Raw genomic sequence first — 21,757 nt, 5'->3', positions numbered from 1 at the left:
CGCGCCGTGCCGCTCGAGACCCGTTGCTCGCCAGACCCACACCGGCTCAGCCGTACCCACCCGTACCCCTGTCCACCCGCACTCGCATCCACCCATATCCGCATCCACCCGCACCGGAAGGATCGATCGTGACCATCGACCTCTCGCACCATCTCTCGCGTCCCATCTCACACCGCCTTTCGCAAGGTCTCTCCGCGGCAGACCTGACCGCCGCTGTGAGCCGGTCCGCCGCCCCTGCGTCACACCACCCGACAGCGCTGCCAGCGGTGGTGAGGGCCATCGTCCCGGCACCGCGCGCGACGGAGCGCGACCTCTGGGCGCTGGCGGCCGGCGTCGCCTTCGCGGCCGTGTTGCTCTCTCCCGTACGCCACTACTTCAACGGCAAGGACAAGAACGAGGAGGACTCCTTCCCGCTGTCCACCTATCCGATGTTCTCCGATGACCGCAAGGACCGGACCCGGATCCCGCACGTGGCCGGATTCACCGCCGACGGCGACCGGATGGTCCCGCACTACAGTCACTTCGGTGCCGGCGGGTTGAACCAGGTCCGCAAGCAGATCACCCGTATGGTCCGCCAGGGCCGCGCGGTGGAGGTCGCCCAGCGCTACGCCGATGCCCTGGCCGAACAGCAACGCCGAACGGCAGGCCAGGGCACGAGCCCCGCTGCCCAGAGGCGGCGCAAGGAGGCCGGCATCGTCCGCGTGGAGATCGTGCGGTCGCGGTATTTCTTCGACACCTACTTCGCGGGCAACACCACACCGCAGATGGAGACCGTCCATGCGCGGGCCGACGTCGGCGGGACCGCGACGGCCGTGTCCGAGACCCGGCATGACGACGCGCAGGACGCGCAGGGGCCGCCCACCGGACCCATGGCCCGCTCCGAGTTGGGCAATGTCCCGCCGCGGCCGATTGGCACCGGCAACACCGCGGGCGACTATGTCACCGAGAACACTGTCCAGACCGCAACCCCGACCGCAACCGAGACGGAGGCCACACCGTGAACGGCGCCAGCAACACCTTCCCGTCCTTCGATTCCCCGGCGTTCCAGAAGGCCGTCGACCTGCTGCGGCCCGCGGCCCAGCCGATCCGCCCCGCGGTGCTGAGGGTGGCCACCGGAATCTTCTCGGCCGCCCACAACATCAGGCGGCGGGCCATGTTCCGCAGGCTCCACGCCCAGGACGCCTCCCAGTTCACCCCGGTGGGAGTGGTCAAGATCCTCAGGAAGCCCCTGCCGCCGCGGGTGGCCGACGGGATCTTCGATGCGGCCCAGGCCGTGAACATCGCCGCCACCCTCGGGGTGGGCCACCGGGTCACCGGACCGCTCAACGCTGCCCTGCAGCTGTGGACCATCAGCTATCGCAACTCTTGGACCATGCTGCTGCACAGCGACAACATGCTCACCATGCACCAGATGGTCCTGGGCGCCACGCGGTCCGCAGACGCCCTCAGCATCGACTCACTGCTGCGGGAGGGCACCCTCTTCCCCCAACGCTACGACCGTGCCTATGGCGCTGTGCCGACCGCCATGAACGTGGCCACTGTGGCCGTGTACTTCATCTCCGGGATGGCGAAGGTCCGCGGACCGCTCGGTCTGAAGTGGGCCGGGGGAGACGTGTTGCGCGGCCAGATCGCCGTGGACGGGATGCGCAAGGACCTCTTCGGCTCCACCAAGCCGGAGGCCGGGGCCGCGCTATACCGCCAGAAGGAGCTGTTCACCGTGATGGCGGTCGTGTCCCTGGCCGTGGAACTCGGGGCGCCCCTCTCCCTCATCAACCGCCGGCTGGGCCAGGTATTCGCAGCCGGGGCGTGGGGGATGCACGTGGGCATCCGCATCATCATGGGGATCAGGTTCAAATACAACATCTCTGGGGTGTCCTACCTGCCCTACTTCCCGATGGGCCCGCAACTTCCTCGCTGAGCCGGAGCCGCAGGCCTGGCTGGACCGCCTGCGGCAGGGGTCACCTTCGGCAGGTTCCTGCTGGTCGTGATGTGAAACACCCATTTCGGGGACTATGTCTACATGGATAGTCATCTGCTGTAACGCCCCGGAAACACGCGGGATTACGGGAGACCCGGCTAAGTTACGGGATGGTAACGATTGGCTCTTCGGTGGACTATTCAATGTTGCTTTCGTATGTTGCGAGGCTATTCTCGTGCACACCTTGTGGTGTTGCTCACCCTCCGGTGCTGAAGCGGAAAACTGGTTTCAGTGCCGGAATCGGACCGGCCCTCCCACCCCAACCGGGTCGGATCGGGAGCACTCCACGTCTCGCACCTGTTTGAATGGAGACGCTTTGATGAAATACACAAAGCTTTCTGCCGCTGCTGCCCTTCTGGCCAGCTCGGCGCTCGTCCTGTCCGCTTGCGCGCCGGGTGGCCCGGCCGAGAACGAAGAATCCGGCACCGCCGCACCCGAGGGCGGCAATGGTGAGGTGATGACCGGCGAAGCCGGCAACAAGCTCACGGTCGAACCCACAGACACGGGAAAGGCTGACCTCGGTGAGATCGAGACCCAGGACGGCTCGATCTCCTACTCCGTGGGCGAGGACGAGTTCATCTCCTACAACTCCATGACTCCGGAGACGTACTCCACCTACAACTCGGCCATCACCGAGCGCATGATCTCGACCTTCGCATACTTCGGTACCGATGGGGAGATCTACCAGAATGAGGAATACGGCACCTACGAGAAGATCTCGGACGATCCGCTCCAGGTCAAGTACACGATCAACGAGGATGCCGTGTGGTCTGACGGCACCCCCGTCACCGCCGCCGACTACATCCTCAAGTGGGGCGTGGAGAACCCGAGGATCACCTCCGGCGAGGGCGAGGAAGCCACACCGCTGTTCAACGCCATCGCACACGAGTTCGGCCTGCGGGTTCCGGATGCGCCGGAAGGTGACGTGGACGGCAAGGAATTCACCATCACCTTCGACGAGCCCTATGCCGACTGGCCGATCCTCCTGGACACGGCGCAGCCGGCCCACGTGGTCGCCGAGCAGTCCGGCATGGGCATGGAGGCCATGATCGAGGCCGTGAAGAACGAGGATGCCGAGGCTCTGGCCCCGGCCGCCGAGTTCTGGAACACCGGCTGGAACACCTCGCCGGGCGAGCTGCCCTCCGAGGAGATCGCCCCCTCCAACGGCCCCTACAAGTTCAAGAGCTGGGAGCCCGGTCAGTCCATCACGCTGGAGGCCAACGACCAGTGGTGGGGCACTCCGCCGGCCACCCAGGAACTGGTCATCCGCTTCGCCGCGGCTGACACCCACGTCCAGGCCCTGCAGAACGGCGACCTCAACGTCATCGAGCCGCAGGCCACCGTGGACACCCTCGAGCAACTGGAGGGCCTGGGCGACCAGATCGTCATCCAGCAGGACGCCTCGCTCACCTGGGAGCACCTGGACTTCAACTTCATGGAGGAGTCGATCTTCTCCGACAGCCCCGAGCTGCGCGAGGCCTTCGCCCTGTGTGTGCCGCGGCAGAACATCGTGGACAACCTGATCAAGCCGCTGGACCCGGAAGCCGTCGTCATGAACGCACGCGAGGTCTTCCCCTTCCAGGAGAGCTACCAGGAGGTCGTGGACGCCGCCTATGACGGCCAGTACGACGAGGTCGACATGGAGCGTGCCACCCAGCTCGTCGAGGAGTCCGGAGAGACCAATCTGGACGTCCGCATCGGCTACAGCGCACCGAACCCCCGCCGTGCCGAGACGGTCGCCATGATCAAGTCCTCGTGTGACGAGGCGGGCTTCAACGTCATCGACGCCGGCCATGCCGACTTCTTCGGCGTGGTCCAGCCGCAGGGTGACTGGGAGGTGGCCTTGTTCGCATGGGCCGGTTCCGGCCAGATCGCTTCCGGCCGCAACATCTACCACTCTGAGGGCGCCCAGAACTACGGCGAGTTCTCCAATGAGGAAGTTGACGCCGCCTGGGACACCCTCTCCAGCTCCGTGGATCCCGAGGTCCACGCGGAGCAGGTGAAGATCATCGAGCGTGAGCTGTGGGAGAGCCTGCACGGCATTCCGTTGTATGCCCACCCGGGCATCGTGGCTCACTCCGCGGATATCGCCAATGTCCGTAACACGGCCACCCAGTCCGGCGCCGTGTGGAACGCAGAGCAGTGGGCTCGTGTCGAATGAGTGCGTGAGCTGATCAGGTCTCCCTGATCTCCTTCAAGCGCCTCTGCAGTTGGGGCCCGACCTTCTCCGGCCGGGCCCCAACTGTTCCTCCTCCCTGCATGGAAGGCAACGCCCCGTTGTGCTGAAATTTATCCTCCGCCGCTTCGGCAGCTCATTCCTGGTGCTCCTCGGTGCTTCCCTTTTGCTGTTCGTCTTGACGATCAACTCCGGCGACCCCTTGGCCGATCTGCGTGAGTCCAACGCGGACAACCGTGAGTTCCTCATGGAGCAGCGCATCAACTTCATGGGCCTGGACCAACCCTGGTATGCCCGGTACTGGGATTGGCTGACCGGCGTCGGCCAATGCTTCGTCGGACAATGCGACCTCGGCACGAACCGCTCCGGTCAGGAGGTCATCGACCTACTGGGCCTGGCAGCCGCCTCGACCCTGCGCCTCGTGGTCCTGGCCACCGTGATCGCCATGGTCTTCGGCGTGCTCATCGGCATCCTGACGGCCATCCGCCAGTACTCGGGGATCGACTACGCGGTCACCTTCCTGACCTTCCTGTTCTTCTCCCTCCCGGTCTTCTGGGCGGCCGTGCTCCTAAAGGAGTACCTGGCGATCGGCTTCAACGACTGGCTGGCCAGTCCCGATCCCGGCTTCACCTGGCCCACGATCATCGCGGTCGGCCTGATCCTGGGTCTCTCGCTGCAGGCCGTCCTCGCCGGCGGCCCACGTCGTCGGATCTTCACCTTCCTGGGCACCGTCGCCTTCACCTGTGTGGCTCTTCCCTACCTGGACTGGCTGAATTTCGCCCGATACCCACAGATGCCTCCCGTGGTCCTCCTGCTGGTCGGAGTCGCTGCCGCCGTCGGCGCCACGGTCCTGGGGGCGGGCCTGCAGAATCGCCGCGTGCTCTACTCGGGACTGGTCACGGCCGGTCTCGGGCTCGTGGCCTACTACGCCACCTACAACCTGCTGTGGGATCCGAACTGGCTGATCATTTTCGTCCTCGCGGTTGTGGCGATTGGCCTCGCCGTGCTCATCGGCCGCCTGATGGGCGGGTATTCCAAGGGGGCAGCCACCATCGTCTCGGTGTTCACCGCCGTCGTCATGGGCGGATTGACGATCGTGGGACACCTCTTCCGATCCTGGCCGGGCTACCTGGACATCGTGGGGCGCCCCATCGCGACGATCGGCTCGCAGACGCCGAACTTCACCGGCACCTTCTGGGAGGACTTCCTGGACAAGGGCACCCAGCTCCTGCTGCCGACCATCGTGCTGACCCTGATCTCCCTGGCCAGCTATTCGCGCTACACACGGGCCTCGATGCTCGAGGTCAGCCAGCAGGACTACATCCGCACCGCCCGCGCCAAGGGCCTGAACGAGCGGCAGGTCATCCTCAAGCACGCCTTCCGCAACTCACTGATTCCGATCACGACGATCATGGCCTTCGACTTCGCCGGCCTCATCGGTGGTGCGGTGATCACCGAGCAGGTCTTTGGCTGGCAGGGCATGGGCAACCTCTTCCGCGTGGGTCTGGAACAGGTGGACCCCGCTCCCGTCATGGCCTTCTTCCTGGTGACCGGCACCGCCGCGGTGCTCTTCAACCTGCTGGCCGACATCCTGTACGCCGTCCTCGACCCCCGGATTCGAGTGTGAGTCGCATGAGCAACGAGAACGGGACCCCCCGCCCGGAGAATGGACCCTCCCAGCAGGCCGTGGACCTGGCCAACCTGGCCGAGGTAGAAGACGCCAAGCTGCGCCAGCAGACCGGGAAGTCCTTCAGCCAGGGCCAGCTGGTCAGGCGGCGTTTCCGCCACCACAAGGCCGCCATGATCTCCGCCGTCTTCCTGGTGCTGATCTTCCTCCTGGCCTTCACCTCCATCGGCTATGCCGGCATCCCCGGCTGGTGGGACAAGGACTATGCGGCGACCGGCGCGACGGTGAACGGCGGCGTCCCCACCCTGTCCGTGGTGCCCGAGTGGCTGGGCGGCGAGGGCCTCCGCTGGGGGGAACACCCCTTCGGCCAGGTCACCACCGGCAACGACTTCTTCGCACTGGTGATGCGCGGCACCCAGCAGTCGCTGATCATCGCCATCGTCGTGGGCATCGTCTCCACCGTCATCGGCTCCGTGGTCGGCGCGCTCGCGGGCTACTTCCGCGGCTGGATCGATGCCGTCCTGATGCGGGCGACCGACCTGGTCATCGTGATCCCGCTGCTCGTGCTGGCCGCCGTCCTCGGCCAGATGTCCTCGGGACTCGGCGGCGGGATCATCCCGCTGGCGCTGGTGCTGGGACTGGTCACGTGGACCTCGCTGGCCCGCCTCGTCCGCGGCGAGGTGCTGTCCCTGCGCGAGAAGGAGTTCGTGGCCGCTGCCGTGGCCATGGGCGCCAAGCCCGGACGGGTGATTCTGCGGCACCTGCTGCCCAACACCATCGGCGTGATCGTCGTCAACGCGACATTCGCCATCGCGGCGGCCATCCTGCTGGAGACCTCACTGTCCTTCCTCGGCTTCGGGGTCCGGCCCCCGGACTCCTCGCTCGGCCTGCTGATCAGCCAGTACCAAAGCGCCTTCACCACGAGGCCCTGGCTGTTCTGGTGGCCGGGCATGTTCATTCTGGCGATCGCCCTGTCCGTGAACTTCATCGGTGACGGCCTCCGGGACGCCTTCGATCCACGTCAGGGCTCCCGCGGTAGGAAGCGTGGGTTCCTCGGCTTCTCCGGGCGCGACAAGGCTCTCAACAAGACGACAGGATCCACCGCGGGGCCGGGTGGCAAGGATGTTCCAGGCCAGCCCATCAATGGATCGGGCCTCGGCGGACTAATGGGCGGAAGCGGGATAGGAAACCCATGAGCATCTTCGGACGCAAGAGGAACAAGAACGACCAGCATGACCAGAGTGCCGGTACCGCCGCGCCCGACGGTTCTGAGCAGGTCGGACAGGTCGGGCAGGCGGGGAAGGCTGCGAAGGCGGGCCGGGGCACCGGCGGTGCGCGGCCGGCGTCGGGCGCCTCCCCGGCGACGGGCGCCCTAGGCGTGGTGCAACGCCACCCCGACCGCGACGGGAAGCCGATCCTGTCCTTTCAAGACGTCTCCGTCACCTTCAACACCGAGTTCGGTGACGTCAACGCCGTCAAGGGGGTCAGCTTCGACATCAAGCCCGGCGAGGTCGTGGCGCTGGTCGGGGAATCGGGCTCCGGCAAGTCGGTGACCTCGTCGACGGCCATGGGACTGCTTCCGGCCAACGCGAGCGTCACCGGCACCGTCATGCTGGGGGACCGTGAGATCACCAAGCTGGACGCGAACGGTCTGCGCAAGATCCGCGGCCGGCACGCGGCCATGGTCTTCCAGGAGCCCATGACCGCGCTGAACCCGGTGCTCACGGTGGGGGACCAGCTCACGGAGTCGCTCAACGTGCACGGCATCGCCTACGGCACCGAGGCGGACCGGCGGGCGGTGGAACTGCTGGAGATGGTCGGGATCCCGGACGCCCAGCACCGGCTCAAGCAGTACCCGCACCAGTTCTCCGGCGGCCAACGCCAGCGCATCGTCATCGCGATGGCCATCAGTTGCTCGCCCGAGGTCATCATCGCGGACGAGCCGACCACGGCCCTCGACGTGACCGTGCAGGCCGAGATCCTCGAACTGCTGCGCTCACTGAAGGACCAGCTGAACACCGGCATCCTACTCATCACCCACAACATGGGCGTGGTGGCGGACATGGCCGACCGGGTCTGCGTGATGCTGCGCGGCGAGCTCGTGGAGTCCGGCGAGGTCCACCAGGTCATGCAGAATCCGCAGCACCCCTACACGGAGCGGCTACTCGGGTCCGTGCCGCGGCTGGGGGCCGAGCTCAAGGTGTCTGAACCGGATACGGTGACCGCCACCCAGACGAAGGCCGTCTATGCGATCGAGGCGCAGGGCCTGTGCATCGAGTACGACCACCGGGGCAAGAAGAACCGTGTGGTCCATGACATCGACTTCACGGTGGCCCCGGGGGAGATCCTCGGGCTCGTGGGCGAGTCCGGGTCCGGCAAGTCCACGATCGCCAAGTCGGTCCTCGGGCTGCTGCCCGTGGCGTCTGGGTCTCTCAAGATCCACGGCAGCGACCTGACCCGGCTCGCCGGGAAGGATGCGCGCGCCCTGCGGAAGCGGATCGGCGTGGTCTTCCAGGACCCGGCGGCTTCGCTGGATCCGAGGTTCCCGATCGGTGACGTCATCACCGAGCCGATGGTGATCCACAACGTCGGCAACCGTCAGACGCGACTGGACCGCGCCTACGAGTTGCTGGACGCGGTGAAGCTGCCGCGCTCGGTGGTCAATCGGTTCCCGCACGAGCTCTCCGGTGGCCAGCGTCAGCGCATCTCCATTGCCCGGGCCCTGACCCTGGACCCGGAGGTGCTGATCGCGGATGAGCCGACGTCCGCCCTCGACGTCTCCGTGCAGGCCGCGGTCCTGGACATGTTCGCCGAGCTGCAGTCCCGCTACGAGTTCGCCTGCCTGTTCGTCTCGCACGATCTGGCCGTGGTGGACATGCTGGCGCACCGGGTCCTCGTCCTCAAGGACGGCCGCCAGGTGGAGCAGGGGCCGACGCAGGAGGTCCTGCACCATCCGACCCAGGAGTACACCAAGCGACTGCTCTCGGCGGCTCCGGTGCCGGATCCCGATGAACAATTGACCAAGCGCACCGAGCGCCGTCAGCTGCTCGAGTCCCTCGGGGAACGCCCCTACTGAGGTGGAGCGTTGCAGGGGTGTACGAAGGGAATAGCGCAGTCCCGTACAATCAAACGGGGCCGGTGACGGTTAAACCGAGCTGGCCCCTCGGTGCGGGACCGGCGACCCACTCGGCTGGGTCGGCCGCACTTCACCTGAAGCCCCTGCCCTACCCGACGAACAGGCCCCCCTATGACTGAAACCCTCACCCAGCGCACCGACCTCCGCAATGTCGCCATCGTGGCCCACGTGGACCACGGCAAGACCACCTTGGTGGATGCGATGCTGCGCCAGGCCGGCGCCTTCTCCAGCCACGGCGAGGTGGAGGACCGGGTGATGGATTCCGGCGAACTGGAACGCGAGAAGGGCATCACGATCCTCGCCAAGAACACCACCGTGTTCTACGCCGGTCCCTCGGCCGCGGCCCACGGGGTCGAGTCCGTCACCTTCAACGTCATCGACACCCCCGGCCACGCTGACTTCGGTGGTGAGGTCGAGCGCGGCCTGTCCATGGTGGACGGTGTCGTGCTGCTCGTGGATGCCTCCGAAGGCCCGCTGCCGCAGACTCGCTTCGTGCTCCGCAAGGCCCTGGCCGCCAAGCTTCCCGTGATTCTGGTGGTCAACAAGACCGATCGCCCGGATGCCCGCATCGACGGCGTGGTCTCCGATTCCATGGACCTGCTGCTGGGCCTGGCCTCGGACCTCTCCGACGAGGTCGAGGACCTGGACCTGGACTCCGTGCTGAACCTGCCGATCGTCTACGCCTCCGGCAAGGCCGGCAAGGCGTCCCTGACCCAGCCGGGCGATGGCGAGATGCCGGACAGCGAGGATCTGGAGCCGCTGTTCGCCACCATCATGGAGCACATCCCAGCCCCGACCTACACCGCGGGCGAGGTCCTGCAGGCGCACGTCACGAACCTGGATGCCTCCCCGTTCCTGGGTCGTCTGGCCCTGCTGCGCATCTTCAACGGCACCCTGAAGAAGGGCCAGCAGGTCGCCTGGGCCCGCCAGGACGGCCAGCTGAAGAACGTGAAGATCACCGAGCTGCTCGGCACCAAGGGCCTGTCCCGCGCGCCGATCGACTCGGCTGGTCCGGGCGAGATCGTGGCCGTCGCCGGCATCGAGGACATCATGATCGGCGAGACCCTCACGGATGCCGAGAACCCGAAGCCCCTGCCGCTGATCACCGTGGACGATCCGGCGATCTCCATGACCATCGGCATCAACACCTCTCCGATGGCCGGCCGCGTCAAGAACGCCAAGGTCACCGCGCGTCAGGTCAAGGACCGTCTGGACGCCGAACTCATCGGCAACGTGTCCCTCAAGGTCCTGCCGACCGAGCGTCCCGACGCCTGGGAGGTCCAGGGCCGCGGCGAGCTGGCACTGGCCATCCTGGTGGAGCAGATGCGCCGCGAGGGCTTCGAGCTGACCGTGGGCAAGCCGCAGGTGGTCACCAAGACCATCGACGGCAAGGTGCACGAGCCGATGGAGCTGATGACCATCGACACCCCCGAGGAGTTCATGGGGCCGATCACCCAGCTGATGGCAGCCCGCAAGGGCCGCATGACCGAGATGAAGAACCAGGGCACCGGCTGGATCCGCATGGAGTTCAACGTTCCGGCCCGTGGCCTGATCGGCTTCCGCACGCAGTTCCTCACGGACACCCGCGGCGCCGGCATCGCCTCCTCCTACGCCAACGGCTTCGAGCCCTGGGCCGGTCCCATCGAGTACCGGGACAAGGGCTCCCTCATGGCGGACCGTTCCGGCACCGCCACGCCGTTCGCCATGATCAACCTGCAGGAGCGCGGCACGTTCTTCGTCCAGCCCGGCGCTGAGGTGTACGAGGGCATGATCGTCGGTGAGAACTCCCGCGCCGATGACATGGACGTGAACATCACCAAGGAGAAGAAACTCACCAACATGCGTGCGGCCTCCTCCGACTCCTTCGAGGGCCTGACCCCGCCGAAGAGGCTCACCCTGGAGGAATCCCTCGAGTTCGCCCGCGAGGACGAGTGCGTGGAGATCACCCCCGAGGAGATCCGCATCCGCAAGCTGATCCTGGACGCCGGAGAGCGTAGCAAGGCCGCCCGCGCTCGTGCCCGCTCCTGACCTGCGGGACCAACAGCAGGGTCCGACGCCGGCCGGGCAGTCCCCGGCCGGCGTCGGGCCACGCTCGGGCCCGGAGCGGCGGGGCACCCGCCCCGCAGGCCGACGCGGCTGGGTGCCGCTGCTGGTCGCGGTCCTGATCGGGGCCGGCGTCGGGATCCTCGGGACCGTGTTGCACCTGCATTTCAGCTGGATCGGTGGCACCACCACCGAGGAGGGCGCCTGGGTCCTGCCGTGGGGTGCCGTGCTGGCCCTGCTGCTCGTGGCGTCCGCCCAGCTGTGGTGGACCTTGAGGTCCTCACTGGCCTGGACCGGGGGAGTCGTCGCCATCGCGGCGTTCACCACGGCCATGGTCATGGGTAACTGGCCGGGCCTGGACACCTTCGCCGTGGCTGCCAATGACTACACCCTCGCGGTGGTCCCCGGCCCGGCCATCGCCGGGACTGTGTGGGTCTGGGGCATCCCTGCCGTGGCCATCATCACGATGCTGGTAGCCCAGCCTCTCCTGCGCCACCCCGCGTCGCGAGACTAGAGTGGCGCGGGACTAGACTGGACGCAGAATCCCCGGCCCGGCGATGTCCTGGCCTATTCCGACCCTCTGGAAGGTGGACGGTTCCACGTGACGTACGTCATTGCTTTGCCGTGTGTTGACCTCAAGGACAAGGCCTGCATCGATGAATGCCCGGTCGACTGCATCTACGAAGGTGAGCGGATGTTGTACATCCACCCCGACGAGTGCGTGGACTGCGGCGCCTGCGAACCTGTGTGCCCCGTTGAGGCCATCTTCTACGAGGACGACACCCCGGACGAGTGGGCGGACTACTACAAGGCCAACGTCGAGTTCTTCGATGACCTCGGCTCCCCGGGCGGCGCCGCCAAGCTGGGCCTGATCCCCAAGGATCATGAGCTGATCACCGCCCTGCCGCCGCAGCCGACGCCCGAAGGTCTCTGACGGCCCTGGCCTGACGAACCGATCCTGAGCTGACTCCGTGCTGACGCTGCCCGAATACCCCTGGGAAACCCTGGCGCCGTACCGCGCCACCGCCGCGGCCCACCCCGGTGGGATCGCAGACCTGTCCATCGGCACGCCCGTGGACAGTACACCCGGGCTCATCCAGGACGCCCTCGCGGCGGCCGCCAACGCGCACGGCTATCCGACCACGCAGGGCACGGCTGAGCTGCGCGAGGCCGTCGTCGCCTGGTTCGCCCGGCGCCGCGGGGTTCCGGGGCTGGATCCGAAGGCCGTCATCCCCACCGTGGGCTCGAAGGAGTTCATCGCCTGGCTGCCGCTCCTGCTGGGCCTGGGCCCCGGCGACGTGGTGGTCCGGCCCTCCGTGGCCTACCCCACGTATGACATCGGTGCCCTGCTGGTGGGCGCCACCGCCGTGGCCGCGGACTCGCTCGATGAACTGGACGACGAAACCCGCGCCCGTGTCAGGCTGGTCTGGACCAACTCTCCGGCCAACCCCACCGGGAAGGTGGCCTCGGTCGAGGAGCTGCGGGCCGTCGTCGCGCAGGCCCGCGAGGTCGGTGCCGTGGTGGCCGGCGATGAATGCTATGCCGAGCTCGGCTGGGGCCGTTGGGACAGCGAGGGCAGCGGGAGTAGCGCGGACAGTGAAGGTGGCGCCGGCAGCGGGGGTCATCAGGACGGGGCCGCCGCCAAGGTGCCCTGCATCCTCTCGCCGGAGGTGTCTGACGGCGACCACACCAACCTGCTCAGCGTGTACTCGCTGTCCAAGCAGTCCAACCTGGCCGGCTACCGTGCTGCCTTCGCCGCTGGGGATGCCGCGCTGGTGTCCACTCTGGTCAACAGCCGCAAGCACGCCGGGATGATCGTGCCGATGCCGGTGCAGGCCGCCATGACGGCAGCCCTCGGGGACGACGCCCACGTGCAAGAGCAGAAGGACCGTTACCGGGCTCGGCGCTCCCTGCTCAAGGACGCGCTCGAGGCCGCAGGCCTCGTGGTGGACCACTCCGAGGCGGGCCTGTACCTGTGGACGCGGGACGGCCGGCGGACCCCGGACACGGAGAGCGGTACCGGGTCAGCCGCCGGCGCCGTGGCTGCGGCGCCCACCGAGCCCACCGAACCCACCGAGCAGGACAGCTGGGACCTGGTCGGCGAGCTCGCCGAGCTGGGCATCCTGGTCGGCCCCGGCACCTTCTACGGCTCGGCCGGGAACGGCTACGTACGAGTGGCGCTGACCGCCACGGACGACGCGGTGGCGCGGGCGGCTGAACGGCTGCGCTCCTGGCGCTGACCTGTGGCCTCGGTGGTTGGCCCCTCCGGGGTCGCCGCCAGGGGCCGTCATCGTCACGGATTCCTTGTCCGGGCCCCTGTCTTGATAGCGTTGACGTGGATTGGACCACCCCCACTACCCATGGTCGCCGTCCCAGGCGGATGGTTTCCGGTGGTTCGCACACTGAACAACTCATGAGGGAGCACCCATGACCGAAAACACTTCAGCTCAGCTGTCCGTTGACGGCACGATCGTCGAGCTGGGCCGCGAGAAGGCCACCCTCGGCAACGACGGTCTGAACATCGGACCACTGCTGAAGGACACCGGTCAGGTCACCTACGACCCCGGCTTCATGAACACGGCCAACGCCAAGTCGGCCATCACCTACATCGACGGCGATGAGGGCGTGCTGCGCTACCGCGGCTACCCGATCGATCAGCTGGCCGAGCACTCCTCCTTCCTCGAGGTCGCCTACCTGCTGATCTACGGCGAACTGCCGACCGGGGACCAGCTGGGCGAGTGGGACCAGAACATCCGCCGCCACACCATGCTGCACGAGGACCTCAAGGGCTTCTTCAACGGCTTCCCGCGGGACGCGCACCCCATGCCGGTGCTGTCTTCGGCCGTGTCCGCCCTGTCCACCTTCTACGCGGACTCCCTGGACCCGTTCGACGAGGAACAGGTCCACATCTCCACCATCCGCCTGATGGCCAAGCTGCCGGTGATAGCGTCCTACGCCTTCAAGAAGTCCATCGGCCAGCCGATGCTCTATCCGGACAACTCCCTGAACCTGGTGGAGAACTTCCTGCGCCAGAGCTTCGGTGTCCCCGCCGAGCCATACGAGCTGGACCCGGACATGGTCAAGGCCCTGGACCTGCTGCTCATCCTGCACGCGGACCACGAGCAGAACTGCTCGACCTCCACGGTGCGCCTGGTCGGCTCCTCGCACGCCAACATGTTCGCCTCCATCTCGGCCGGCATCAACGCGCTCTACGGCCCGCTGCACGGCGGCGCCAACGAGGCCGTGCTGAACATGCTGCGCTCCATCAAGTCGGACGGCGTCAAGCCCGAGGACTTCATGGAGAAGGTCAAGAACAAGGAGGACGGGGTGAAGCTCATGGGCTTCGGCCACCGCGTCTACAAGAACTACGATCCGCGGGCGAAGATCGTCAAGCAGACCGCGCATGACATCCTCGGCAAGCTCGGCGGCAACGACGAGCTGCTGGACATCGCGATGCGCCTCGAGGAGAAGGCACTCGCGGACGACTACTTCATCGAGCGCCGTCTCTACCCGAACGTCGACTTCTACACCGGGCTGATCTACAAGGCCATGGGCTTCCCGGAGAAGATGTTCACCCCGCTGTTCGCGCTCGGCCGCCTGCCCGGCTGGATCGCCCAGTGGCGTGAGCTCATCGAGGACCCTGCCACGAAGATCGGGCGCCCGCGCCAGGTCTACACCGGCCACGACCTGCGGGACTACCCCCAGCATTGAGCGTTGGCGTCCTAGCCGGTCTCAGCAGTTCACGGGCGGCCCCAGCAGTTAACCCACCGATCGTGACGAGTCACCGTGATTATCACGGTGACTCGTCACGATCGCCGGGTTAATAGGGGACTGCAGGCGGGCTGACCGCGGGCGGAGAGGCCGCGGGTCAACCCGCGAAGGTGAGGGTCACCGCGCCGTCGGTGCCCGTGGCTGGGGCCCAGCCGTGATCCGCTCGGACCCAGCCCTGTCCGCCGAACGAGGCAGAGGTGATGCCGAACTGGTCGGCGTTGGCCACGGCCCACTGCACGAGAGCCCAGCCTCGCGTCCCGGAGGCCGGGATGGTGGCCGTGCGGCCGTCGTCGGACACCTGGGGCTGCGCCGAGGACAACTGGTCCTGCAGGGCGGCGGACATGGCCGCAGCGTCGCCGGGCTCTGCCGGCGACTTCAGCACACAGTTCAGGGCAGCGGGGGAGTGCCCGGTCAGCGCCGAGGCATAGGCCCGGCCCTCAGGCTCGTGGTCGGCGTAGGCATCGGGGAAGGCCGAGCGCTGGACCTTCTGGGCGGCCACCGTGATGTCGAGGTCCTCGAAGTCCGGCACCAGCTCCTCCAGCTCCTGGTAGAAGCGGTTCGCCGCGTAGACCGGGTCCATGACCTGTTCCTCGGAGCCCCAGCCCTGAGACGGCCTCTGCTGGAACAGGCCCCGCGAGTCCGGGCCGGCCTCGTCCCCGTAGTCGATGTTGCGCAGCTTCGATTCCTGGATGCCCGTGGCGATGCCGATCGAGGCGGCCCGGGCCGGCAGGCCGCGGTCCAGGGATACCGCGGAGATCAGGGCGGCGTTGGCCGCCTGGTCGGGAGCGAGCCTGAAGGAGTCGGTTCCGACGATCGCCGTGCAGTGCTCCCGGACCAGGATCTCCGAGGAGTCGATGAACCGGGAGGCCGCCCACGCGCCGGCGGTCACCACGGCCAGGCAGAGCACGAGGACCACCAGCGCACGCCAGCGCCGCCGGGAACGCTTGCTCATCGGTGCAACACCCCTCGCCCGCGGTCCAGGGTGGACGGTCTCGGTGATCGCGACACGGCTGGGTTCGGCATGGTCCGGTGACGCTGAGTCAGTTGGCGTGCAGGGCGTCGTTCAGGGCGACCGTCTGGCCGGCGCGAGGCAGGGCCTGGACCTGGCCGGTGGAGGAATCGCGGCGGAACAGCAGGTGGGGGACGCCCGAGAGATCGAGGGCCTTGACCGTGGTCTCGTGGGTGCCCTCTCCAGCAGCCTCTCCGCCAGCCTTCCCGCCTGTCTCCCCAGTGGACCCGTCACGGGAGTCCATGCGCACGGCAACCCGGGTGCCGGCCGTGATGTAGAGCCCGGCCTCGATCACGGAGTCGTCGCCCACGGAGATGCCCACCCCGGAGTTGGCGCCCAGCAGCACCCGCTCGCCGATGGTGATCCGCTGGGACCCCCCTCCGGAGAGGGTGCCCATGATGGAAGCGCCGCCGCCCACATCGGAGCCGTCACCGACCACGACGCCGGCCGAGATCCGGCCCTCGACCATGGAGGCGCCGAACGTGCCGGCGTTGAAGTTCACGAAGCCCTCGTGCATCACGGTGGTGCCCTCGGCCAGGTGGGCCCCGAGCCGGACCCGGTCGGCATCACCGATGCGCACGCCGGTGGGCACCACGTAGTCGGTCATGCGGGGGAACTTGTCCACGCCGTAGACCTGCACGGGACCGCGGGCGCGCAGCCGGAGCCGCGTGGTCTCGAATCCGGCCGGCAGGCAGGGGCCGAAGTTCGTCCACACCACGTTGGCCAGTACCCCGAAGACGCCGTCCAGGTTGATGGTGTTCGGCCGCACCAGCCGGTGGGACAGCAGGTGCAGGCGCAACCAGGCGTCCAGGGCGTCTGCGGGGGCTGCATCGAGATCGATCTGCACGGTGTGGACCTGCTGGCGGGTACCCCGGTCGGCGTCGGTGACCGCCACCGCGGCCAGCTCGGCCTCCAGCCCTCCGCCGTCCGGGCCGAGCACCGGGGCGGGATACCAGACATCGAGCACGGTGCCGTCCTCCGCCACCGTGGCCAGCCCGACGCCTGAGGCCGTGCGCACGCCGCCTGCACGAGCAGCATCGGCGTGGTCGGAACGGTCGGCGGACAGGCTGGAACCCGGCTGGGTGGGGGGAGAAGTCATGGAAAACATTCTACTGGCCCGGACTTAGACTGACGGGCATGAAAAGCGCCAGCCACGCCGGGCCCGGATCCGGCCATCCCGTCCCCGTCCTGCCTCGCCTCGACTCGGATGTGGCCGCGCTGACGGCCGCGCTGCTGGACATCCCCTCGGTCTCCGACCACGAGACCCCGCTGGCCGACGCTGTCGAGGCTGCCCTGCGCGTCCTGCCGCGGCTGGAGATCCACCGCATCGGGGACAGCGTCGTGGCGCGCACCAACTTCGGGCTGCCGGCCCGCGTCGTGCTCGCCGGGCACCTGGACACGGTGCCGCTGCCCACCACCCCCGGCGCGCGCGGGACGGTGCCCTCCAGCTGGGAGTCGCCGGCCGGAGTCGGGACCCTGACGTCCGGACCCGAGACGCCCGGAACCGGGCCGGTCAGCCCTGCGGATGCGGACGTGCTCTACGGCCGTGGTGCCACGGACATGAAGTCCGGGGTAGCCGTCCAGCTGGCGCTGGCCGGATGGATCGGGCACGACGCCGGCCCCCTCCCCGCGCACGACGTCACCTGGGTGTTCTACGACCATGAGGAGGTCGGTTCCGAGCACTCGGGGCTGGCCCGGGTGGCCCGTGAGGCGCCGGAGCTGGTGCAGGCCGACTTCGCCGTGCTGCTGGAGCCCACCGACGGTGTGGTGGAGGGCGGTTGCAACGGGACCAATCGCTACGTCGTCACGGTGCCCGGGATCGCGGCCCACTCCGGGCGGGCCTGGAAGGGGGAGAACGCCATCCACGCGGCAGGGCCCCTGCTGGCAACGCTGGCCGCCTATCAGCCTGCCACCATCACGGTCGAGGGACTCGACTACAGGGAGGGCCTGAACGCGGTCCGGATCCACGGAGGGACCGCCGGCAACGTCATCCCGGACGCCTGCACCGTGGAGATCAACTACCGGTTCGCCCCGGACAAGGACCTCGGGCAGGCCCATGCGCACGTGTACGCGGTGCTGGCCGAGGCCGGCATCGGACGTGACCGGGTGGAGGTCGTCGACGAGTCGCCCTCGGCCCGGCCGGGACTGGACCGTCCGGCCGCCGCCGCCTTCGTTGCAGCCGTGGGGGGAACGCCGATGCCGAAGTACGGCTGGACGGACGTCGCCCGGTTCTCCGAGCTCGGGGTGCCGGCGGTGAACTTCGGCCCCGGGGACGCACTGCTGGCCCACACGGACGACGAGCATGTCACCGCCGGTGCCGTGCGTGACTGCCTGGCCGCCTTGCGCCGGTGGCTGGTACCGCCCGCCAGCCCGGCACCCTCCTCATCCTGATCTGCTGCGGATCGGGCTCCGAGCCGGCGGCCGGACCTACCGGCCAGGCCTACTTGGCGATTTCGATGGTGGACACCATGGTGGTGGACGTGGCCGGGGCAGTGTCTCCACCGGTGCGGGAGGACAGGGTGCCGGCCAGCTTCGTCGCCAGCCAGGTCAGGATGAAGTTGATGATGATGAAGATCAGCGCCGCCACCACCAGCGTCTGCAGGATGTTCGAGTAGCCCGAGCCCAGCTGGCGGGAATACTGCAGCAGCTCGTAGAAGCCGATCAGGTAGCCCAGGGCGGAGTCCTTGAGGATGACCACGAACTGACTGAGCAGGGACGGCAGCATGGCGGTCAGCGCCTGCGGCACCTCCACGAGCCGCAATGACTGGTTGTTCGTCATGCCGACGGCAGCCGCCGCCTCGCGCTGGCCCTTGGGTAGGGACCTCACACCCGAGCGGACCAACTCGGCGATCACGGCCCCGTTGTACAGAGTCAGGCCCACGATCACGCCGTAGTAGGCGGCGTCCGAAGAGGCGATGAAGCCGGTGGGGGCCACCACGCGCGAGAAGAAGAAGTACAGGAAGAACATCATCACCAGCACCGGAACGGCGCGGAAGAACTCGACGATGACACCGGAGATCCCGCGGATGATGGCAAAAGGCGCCAACCGCAGGAAGCCGAAGACGAGCCCGAAGACCAGCGCCGTCACCACGGCGATGCCGGAGGACTGCAGGGTGAACTGCAGACCCGGCAGGTAATAGTTGGTCCAGGCGTTGGCGTTGAGGGCATTGGTCCACTGGGCGGGGGCCAGCTGACCCTGTCGATCCAGCTGCATCAGCACGAGGACGACCACGAACAGGACCACGGCGAGGGCGATCGCATTGGAGATCAGGATGTTGCGCCGGGCCCTCGGACCCGGGGCGTCGAAGAGGACGGAGGCCTGTGCCTTCATCGGGCCACCGCCAATTTGTCGGAGAGCCAGGTGGTCAGGATGCCCATGGGAATCACGATGATGCAGAATCCGATCGCGATGGTGAGGAAGATGTAGATCATCAGGTCCGGGTTGAACTCGATCATGGTCCTCATCAGCCCGGAGGCCTCGGCCACGGAGGCTGCCGCGGCCACCGTGGTGTTCTTGGTCAGGGCGATGAGCGTGTTGCCGAGCGGCGTGATCGCGCCGCGCAGGGCCTGGGGGAGCACCACCAGGCGGGCGGCGGGCAGGAAGCTGAGCCCGATCGCCCGCGCGGCCTCGGCCTGGCCGAGGGGGACCGTGTTGACGCCCGAGCGGATCGCCTCGCAGACGAACGCCGCGTGGTAGAGGGTCAACGAGATCACGGCGTAGGTGAAGAAGTTCAGGTCGAAGTCCGAGGAGAACGTGATCTGCAGCTGGCCCCATACGGCCAGCACGCCGAGCACCATAATGATGGTCAACGGGGTGTTGCGGACCGTGTTCACGTAGGCCGTGCCGATGCTCCGGAGGGAGCCGACGGGAGAGATCCGGAAGACGGCCAGGATGGTGCCGAGGACGAAGGAGCCGATGGCCGCCAGGAACGTCAGCCGGACGTTCATCCAGAAGGCGCCGAGGATGTCATAGTCGGCGAAGAGTTCGAGGAATCCGTTCATGAGCTTCCTGTGTCAGTGGCCGCTGGCTAGGGGTGCGTCGGGGCCGTGGCCGGTGGTGTGGCCGGAGGAGGGCGACGGTGAGCAGGGCAGGTGCCCGGCCCACCGCCGCATCACGGTGCGATGGTGGTGATCACATGGTGGTGATCAGGCCTCGCAGGATTCCAGCTCTGCCTCGGGGCCGTTGTTCAGCTCCTCGTCGGGGGTGTACCCGGTGCCCTCGGTGTTGGCGGTCAGGGCCTCTTCCCAGGCGCCCTCGTCCTTCATCTTGGTGATGGCGTCGTTGATGGCCTGGCACTCCTCGGAACCCTGCGGGATGCCGACACCGTAGCGCTCCACGGTGAAGGCGTTGCCCACGACCTTGAACTTGCCGGAGTTCTCCGGGGTCGCGGCGAGGCCGGCGAGGATGATGTCGTCGGTGGTGACGGCGTCCACCTGGCCGGACTCGAGGTAGGTCACGCACTCGGCGTAGCCGCCCTGTTCCACCAGTTCCACGCCCTCGGCGTACTCGTCCTGGATGGTCTGGGCGGAGGTGGAGCCGGTCACCGAGCACAGGTTCTTGCCCTCCAGGTCCTCCGGGCCGGTGATCTCGGTATCGTCCGCGCGGACCAACAGGTCCTGGCCGGCCACGAAGTACGGTCCGGCGAAGCCCACGCGCTCGGCGCGCTCGTCGGTGATCGAGTAGGTCGCGAAGATCATGTCGACCTCGCCGCCCTCCAGGGCATTTTCCCGGTTGGCGGAGGGGGTCTGGACCCATTCGATCTGGTCCTCGGTGTAGCCCAACTCGGTGGCCACGTACTTGGCCACGTCCACGTCGAATCCGGTCGGATCGCTGTTGCCCTCGCGGAAGCCGAGACCCGGCTGGTCGAACTTGATGCCGATGCGGACGGAATCGCCGCCACCTGCGGTCTCGCTGCCGCCGGTCTCGCCACCCTCCTCGGTGGAGGACGGCGAGCAGGCGGACAGGACGAGGGCGGCCGACGCGGCGATGGCGGCGGTGGAAAGGAGCTTCTTGCGCATTGTTCCTCCAGAGGCGGTACTGATGATGGGTGCGGTGATGCGGGTGATGATGTGGTGACGGTGGTGGTCAGTGGGTCAGGATCTTCCCGAGGAAGTCCTTGGCCCGGGGGTGCTGCGGATTCATGAAGAAGGATTCCGGATCGGTGTCCTCGAGGATGGCACCCTCGTCCATGAAGATGACGCGGTCGCCGGCCTTGCGGGCGAAGCCCATCTCGTGGGTGACCACGACCATGGTCATGCCCTCATGGGCCAGCTGGACCATGACGTCCAGGACCTCCTGGACCATCTCCGGGTCCAGGGCGGACGTCGGTTCGTCGAAGAGCATCACCTTGGGCCTCATGGCCAGCGCCCGGGCGATGGCGACGCGCTGCTGCTGGCCGCCGGAGAGCTGGGCCGGCATCTTCTTGGCCTGCTGCGCGACCCCGACGCGTTCCAGCAGGGCCATGGCCTCGTCGTTGGCCTGGGACTTCTTGACGCCCTTGACCTTGATCGGCCCCAGGGTCACGTTCTCCACGATCGACTTGTGGGCGAAGAGATTGAAGGACTGGAACACCATCCCGACGTCGGCCCGCAACTGGGCGAGGCCCTTGCCCTCCGCGGGGAGCGGCTTTCCATCGATGCGGATGGTGCCGCCCTCATCGATGGTCTCGAGGCGGTTGATGGTGCGGCAGAGCGTTGACTTGCCGGAGCCGGAGGGGCCGATGACGATCGCCACCTGTCCCTCGGGGATGGTCAGGTTGATGTCCTTCAGGGCCTGGAACGAACCGAAGTGCTTGTTGACGTTGTCGAGTTCAACGAGGGCTCGCTTCGCGGTGGAGTCGGCTGCGGGGGGATCCGTCGGGGCCGGTGTGCTCTGCGTCATAGGGGAGAGACTATAGGACAAGATCAGGCCAGATCATCAAGAGGTCGTCGTCAGGGCGCATTTAATCCAATCGTTGCCCTTCTGAAACACTTCTTGCGCGATTCGGCCCGGGGCCGTGGGGCCCGGTGCGGCGATA

At 67.5% G+C, this 21,757-nt stretch carries 18 protein-coding genes; 12 read left to right on the top strand and 6 right to left on the bottom strand.

Going from position 1 to position 21,757, the window contains the following annotated elements; all coding sequences use genetic code 11:
• Positions 1-128 precede the first annotated feature (128 nt).
• From C8E99_RS06875 to C8E99_RS06825, 11 genes are all read left to right on the top strand, one after another.
• The gene (locus tag C8E99_RS06875; RefSeq protein WP_115931663.1) at positions 129-1,001 is read left to right on the top strand and encodes a hypothetical protein; all 873 of its coding nucleotides are present in this window, start codon (positions 129-131) and stop codon (positions 999-1,001) included.
• Positions 998-1,918, top strand: a complete 921-nt coding sequence (locus tag C8E99_RS06870; RefSeq protein ID WP_115931662.1) for a hypothetical protein — start codon at positions 998-1,000, stop codon at positions 1,916-1,918. The genes C8E99_RS06875 and C8E99_RS06870 overlap by 4 nt, the downstream gene beginning before the upstream one ends.
• A gap of 379 nt (positions 1,919-2,297) precedes the next feature.
• On the top strand, positions 2,298-4,139 hold the full coding sequence (locus C8E99_RS06865) for an ABC transporter family substrate-binding protein (RefSeq protein ID WP_115931661.1): 1,842 nt from the start codon (positions 2,298-2,300) through the stop codon (positions 4,137-4,139).
• 118 nt (positions 4,140-4,257) lie between these two features.
• Positions 4,258-5,781 carry an ABC transporter permease gene (locus C8E99_RS06860; protein ID WP_115931660.1) on the top strand — a complete coding sequence of 508 codons (1,524 nt, stop codon included), beginning with the start codon at positions 4,258-4,260 and terminating at the stop codon, positions 5,779-5,781.
• Positions 5,782-5,786: 5 nt separating this feature from the next.
• Positions 5,787-6,977: an ABC transporter permease gene (locus C8E99_RS06855; protein WP_115931659.1), complete on the top strand. Its 1,191-nt coding sequence runs from the start codon at positions 5,787-5,789 to the stop codon at positions 6,975-6,977.
• Positions 6,974-8,857, top strand: a complete 1,884-nt coding sequence (locus tag C8E99_RS06850) for an ABC transporter ATP-binding protein (RefSeq protein WP_115931658.1) — start codon at positions 6,974-6,976, stop codon at positions 8,855-8,857. Before C8E99_RS06855 ends, C8E99_RS06850 begins: the two co-directional genes overlap by 4 nt.
• Before the next feature lie 171 nt (positions 8,858-9,028).
• Positions 9,029-10,945 (top strand): translational GTPase TypA, encoded by a 1,917-nt coding sequence (gene typA / locus C8E99_RS06845; RefSeq protein WP_115931657.1) that lies wholly within the window; start codon positions 9,029-9,031, stop codon positions 10,943-10,945.
• A complete protein-coding gene (locus tag C8E99_RS06840) occupies positions 10,932-11,474 on the top strand; it encodes a hypothetical protein (RefSeq protein WP_115931656.1) in 543 nt (180 codons plus the stop codon). The genes typA and C8E99_RS06840 overlap by 14 nt, the downstream gene beginning before the upstream one ends.
• Positions 11,475-11,561: 87 nt before the next feature.
• Positions 11,562-11,894 (top strand): ferredoxin, encoded by a 333-nt coding sequence (gene fdxA, locus C8E99_RS06835; protein ID WP_115931655.1) that lies wholly within the window; start codon positions 11,562-11,564, stop codon positions 11,892-11,894.
• 37 nt (positions 11,895-11,931) lie between these two features.
• The gene (dapC, locus tag C8E99_RS06830; protein WP_115931654.1) at positions 11,932-13,200 is read left to right on the top strand and encodes a succinyldiaminopimelate transaminase; all 1,269 of its coding nucleotides are present in this window, start codon (positions 11,932-11,934) and stop codon (positions 13,198-13,200) included.
• 187 nt (positions 13,201-13,387) lie between these two features.
• Positions 13,388-14,671: a citrate synthase gene (locus C8E99_RS06825; RefSeq protein ID WP_115931653.1), complete on the top strand. Its 1,284-nt coding sequence runs from the start codon at positions 13,388-13,390 to the stop codon at positions 14,669-14,671.
• A gap of 157 nt (positions 14,672-14,828) precedes the next feature.
• Here the strand turns inward: C8E99_RS06825 and C8E99_RS06820 are convergent, their stop codons facing one another.
• Both C8E99_RS06820 and dapD read right to left on the bottom strand, forming a co-directional pair.
• Positions 14,829-15,683 (bottom strand): hypothetical protein, encoded by an 855-nt coding sequence (locus tag C8E99_RS06820; protein WP_115931652.1) that lies wholly within the window; start codon positions 15,681-15,683, stop codon positions 14,829-14,831.
• Between the two features lie 88 nt (positions 15,684-15,771).
• Positions 15,772-16,839, bottom strand: a complete 1,068-nt coding sequence (dapD, locus tag C8E99_RS06815) for a 2,3,4,5-tetrahydropyridine-2,6-dicarboxylate N-succinyltransferase (protein WP_115931651.1) — start codon at positions 16,837-16,839, stop codon at positions 15,772-15,774.
• A 38-nt stretch (positions 16,840-16,877) separates the two neighbouring features.
• On the opposite strand from dapD, the gene dapE reads away from it, so the two are divergent.
• The gene (gene dapE, locus C8E99_RS06810; protein WP_115931650.1) at positions 16,878-18,131 is read left to right on the top strand and encodes a succinyl-diaminopimelate desuccinylase; all 1,254 of its coding nucleotides are present in this window, start codon (positions 16,878-16,880) and stop codon (positions 18,129-18,131) included.
• A gap of 49 nt (positions 18,132-18,180) precedes the next feature.
• Here the strand turns inward: dapE and C8E99_RS06805 are convergent, their stop codons facing one another.
• From C8E99_RS06805 to C8E99_RS06790, 4 genes are all read right to left on the bottom strand, one after another.
• The gene (locus C8E99_RS06805) at positions 18,181-19,071 is read right to left on the bottom strand and encodes an amino acid ABC transporter permease (RefSeq protein WP_115931649.1); all 891 of its coding nucleotides are present in this window, start codon (positions 19,069-19,071) and stop codon (positions 18,181-18,183) included.
• Entirely contained in the window at positions 19,068-19,742 is a 675-nt protein-coding gene (locus C8E99_RS06800) for an amino acid ABC transporter permease (protein WP_115931648.1), read from the bottom strand. The genes C8E99_RS06805 and C8E99_RS06800 overlap by 4 nt, the downstream gene beginning before the upstream one ends.
• A gap of 144 nt (positions 19,743-19,886) precedes the next feature.
• Entirely contained in the window at positions 19,887-20,759 is an 873-nt protein-coding gene (locus C8E99_RS06795; protein ID WP_115931647.1) for a glutamate ABC transporter substrate-binding protein, read from the bottom strand.
• 67 nt (positions 20,760-20,826) lie between these two features.
• Complete coding sequence (locus tag C8E99_RS06790; RefSeq protein ID WP_115931646.1) at positions 20,827-21,621, bottom strand: amino acid ABC transporter ATP-binding protein; 795 nt, start codon at positions 21,619-21,621, stop codon at positions 20,827-20,829.
• Between the last annotated feature and the right edge of the window lie 136 nt (positions 21,622-21,757).

The sequence above is a fragment of the Citricoccus muralis genome, from assembly GCF_003386075.1.
GTDB classification, from domain to species: domain Bacteria; phylum Actinomycetota; class Actinomycetes; order Actinomycetales; family Micrococcaceae; genus Citricoccus; species Citricoccus muralis.
This window is presented reverse-complemented; position numbering and strand designations above follow the sequence as displayed.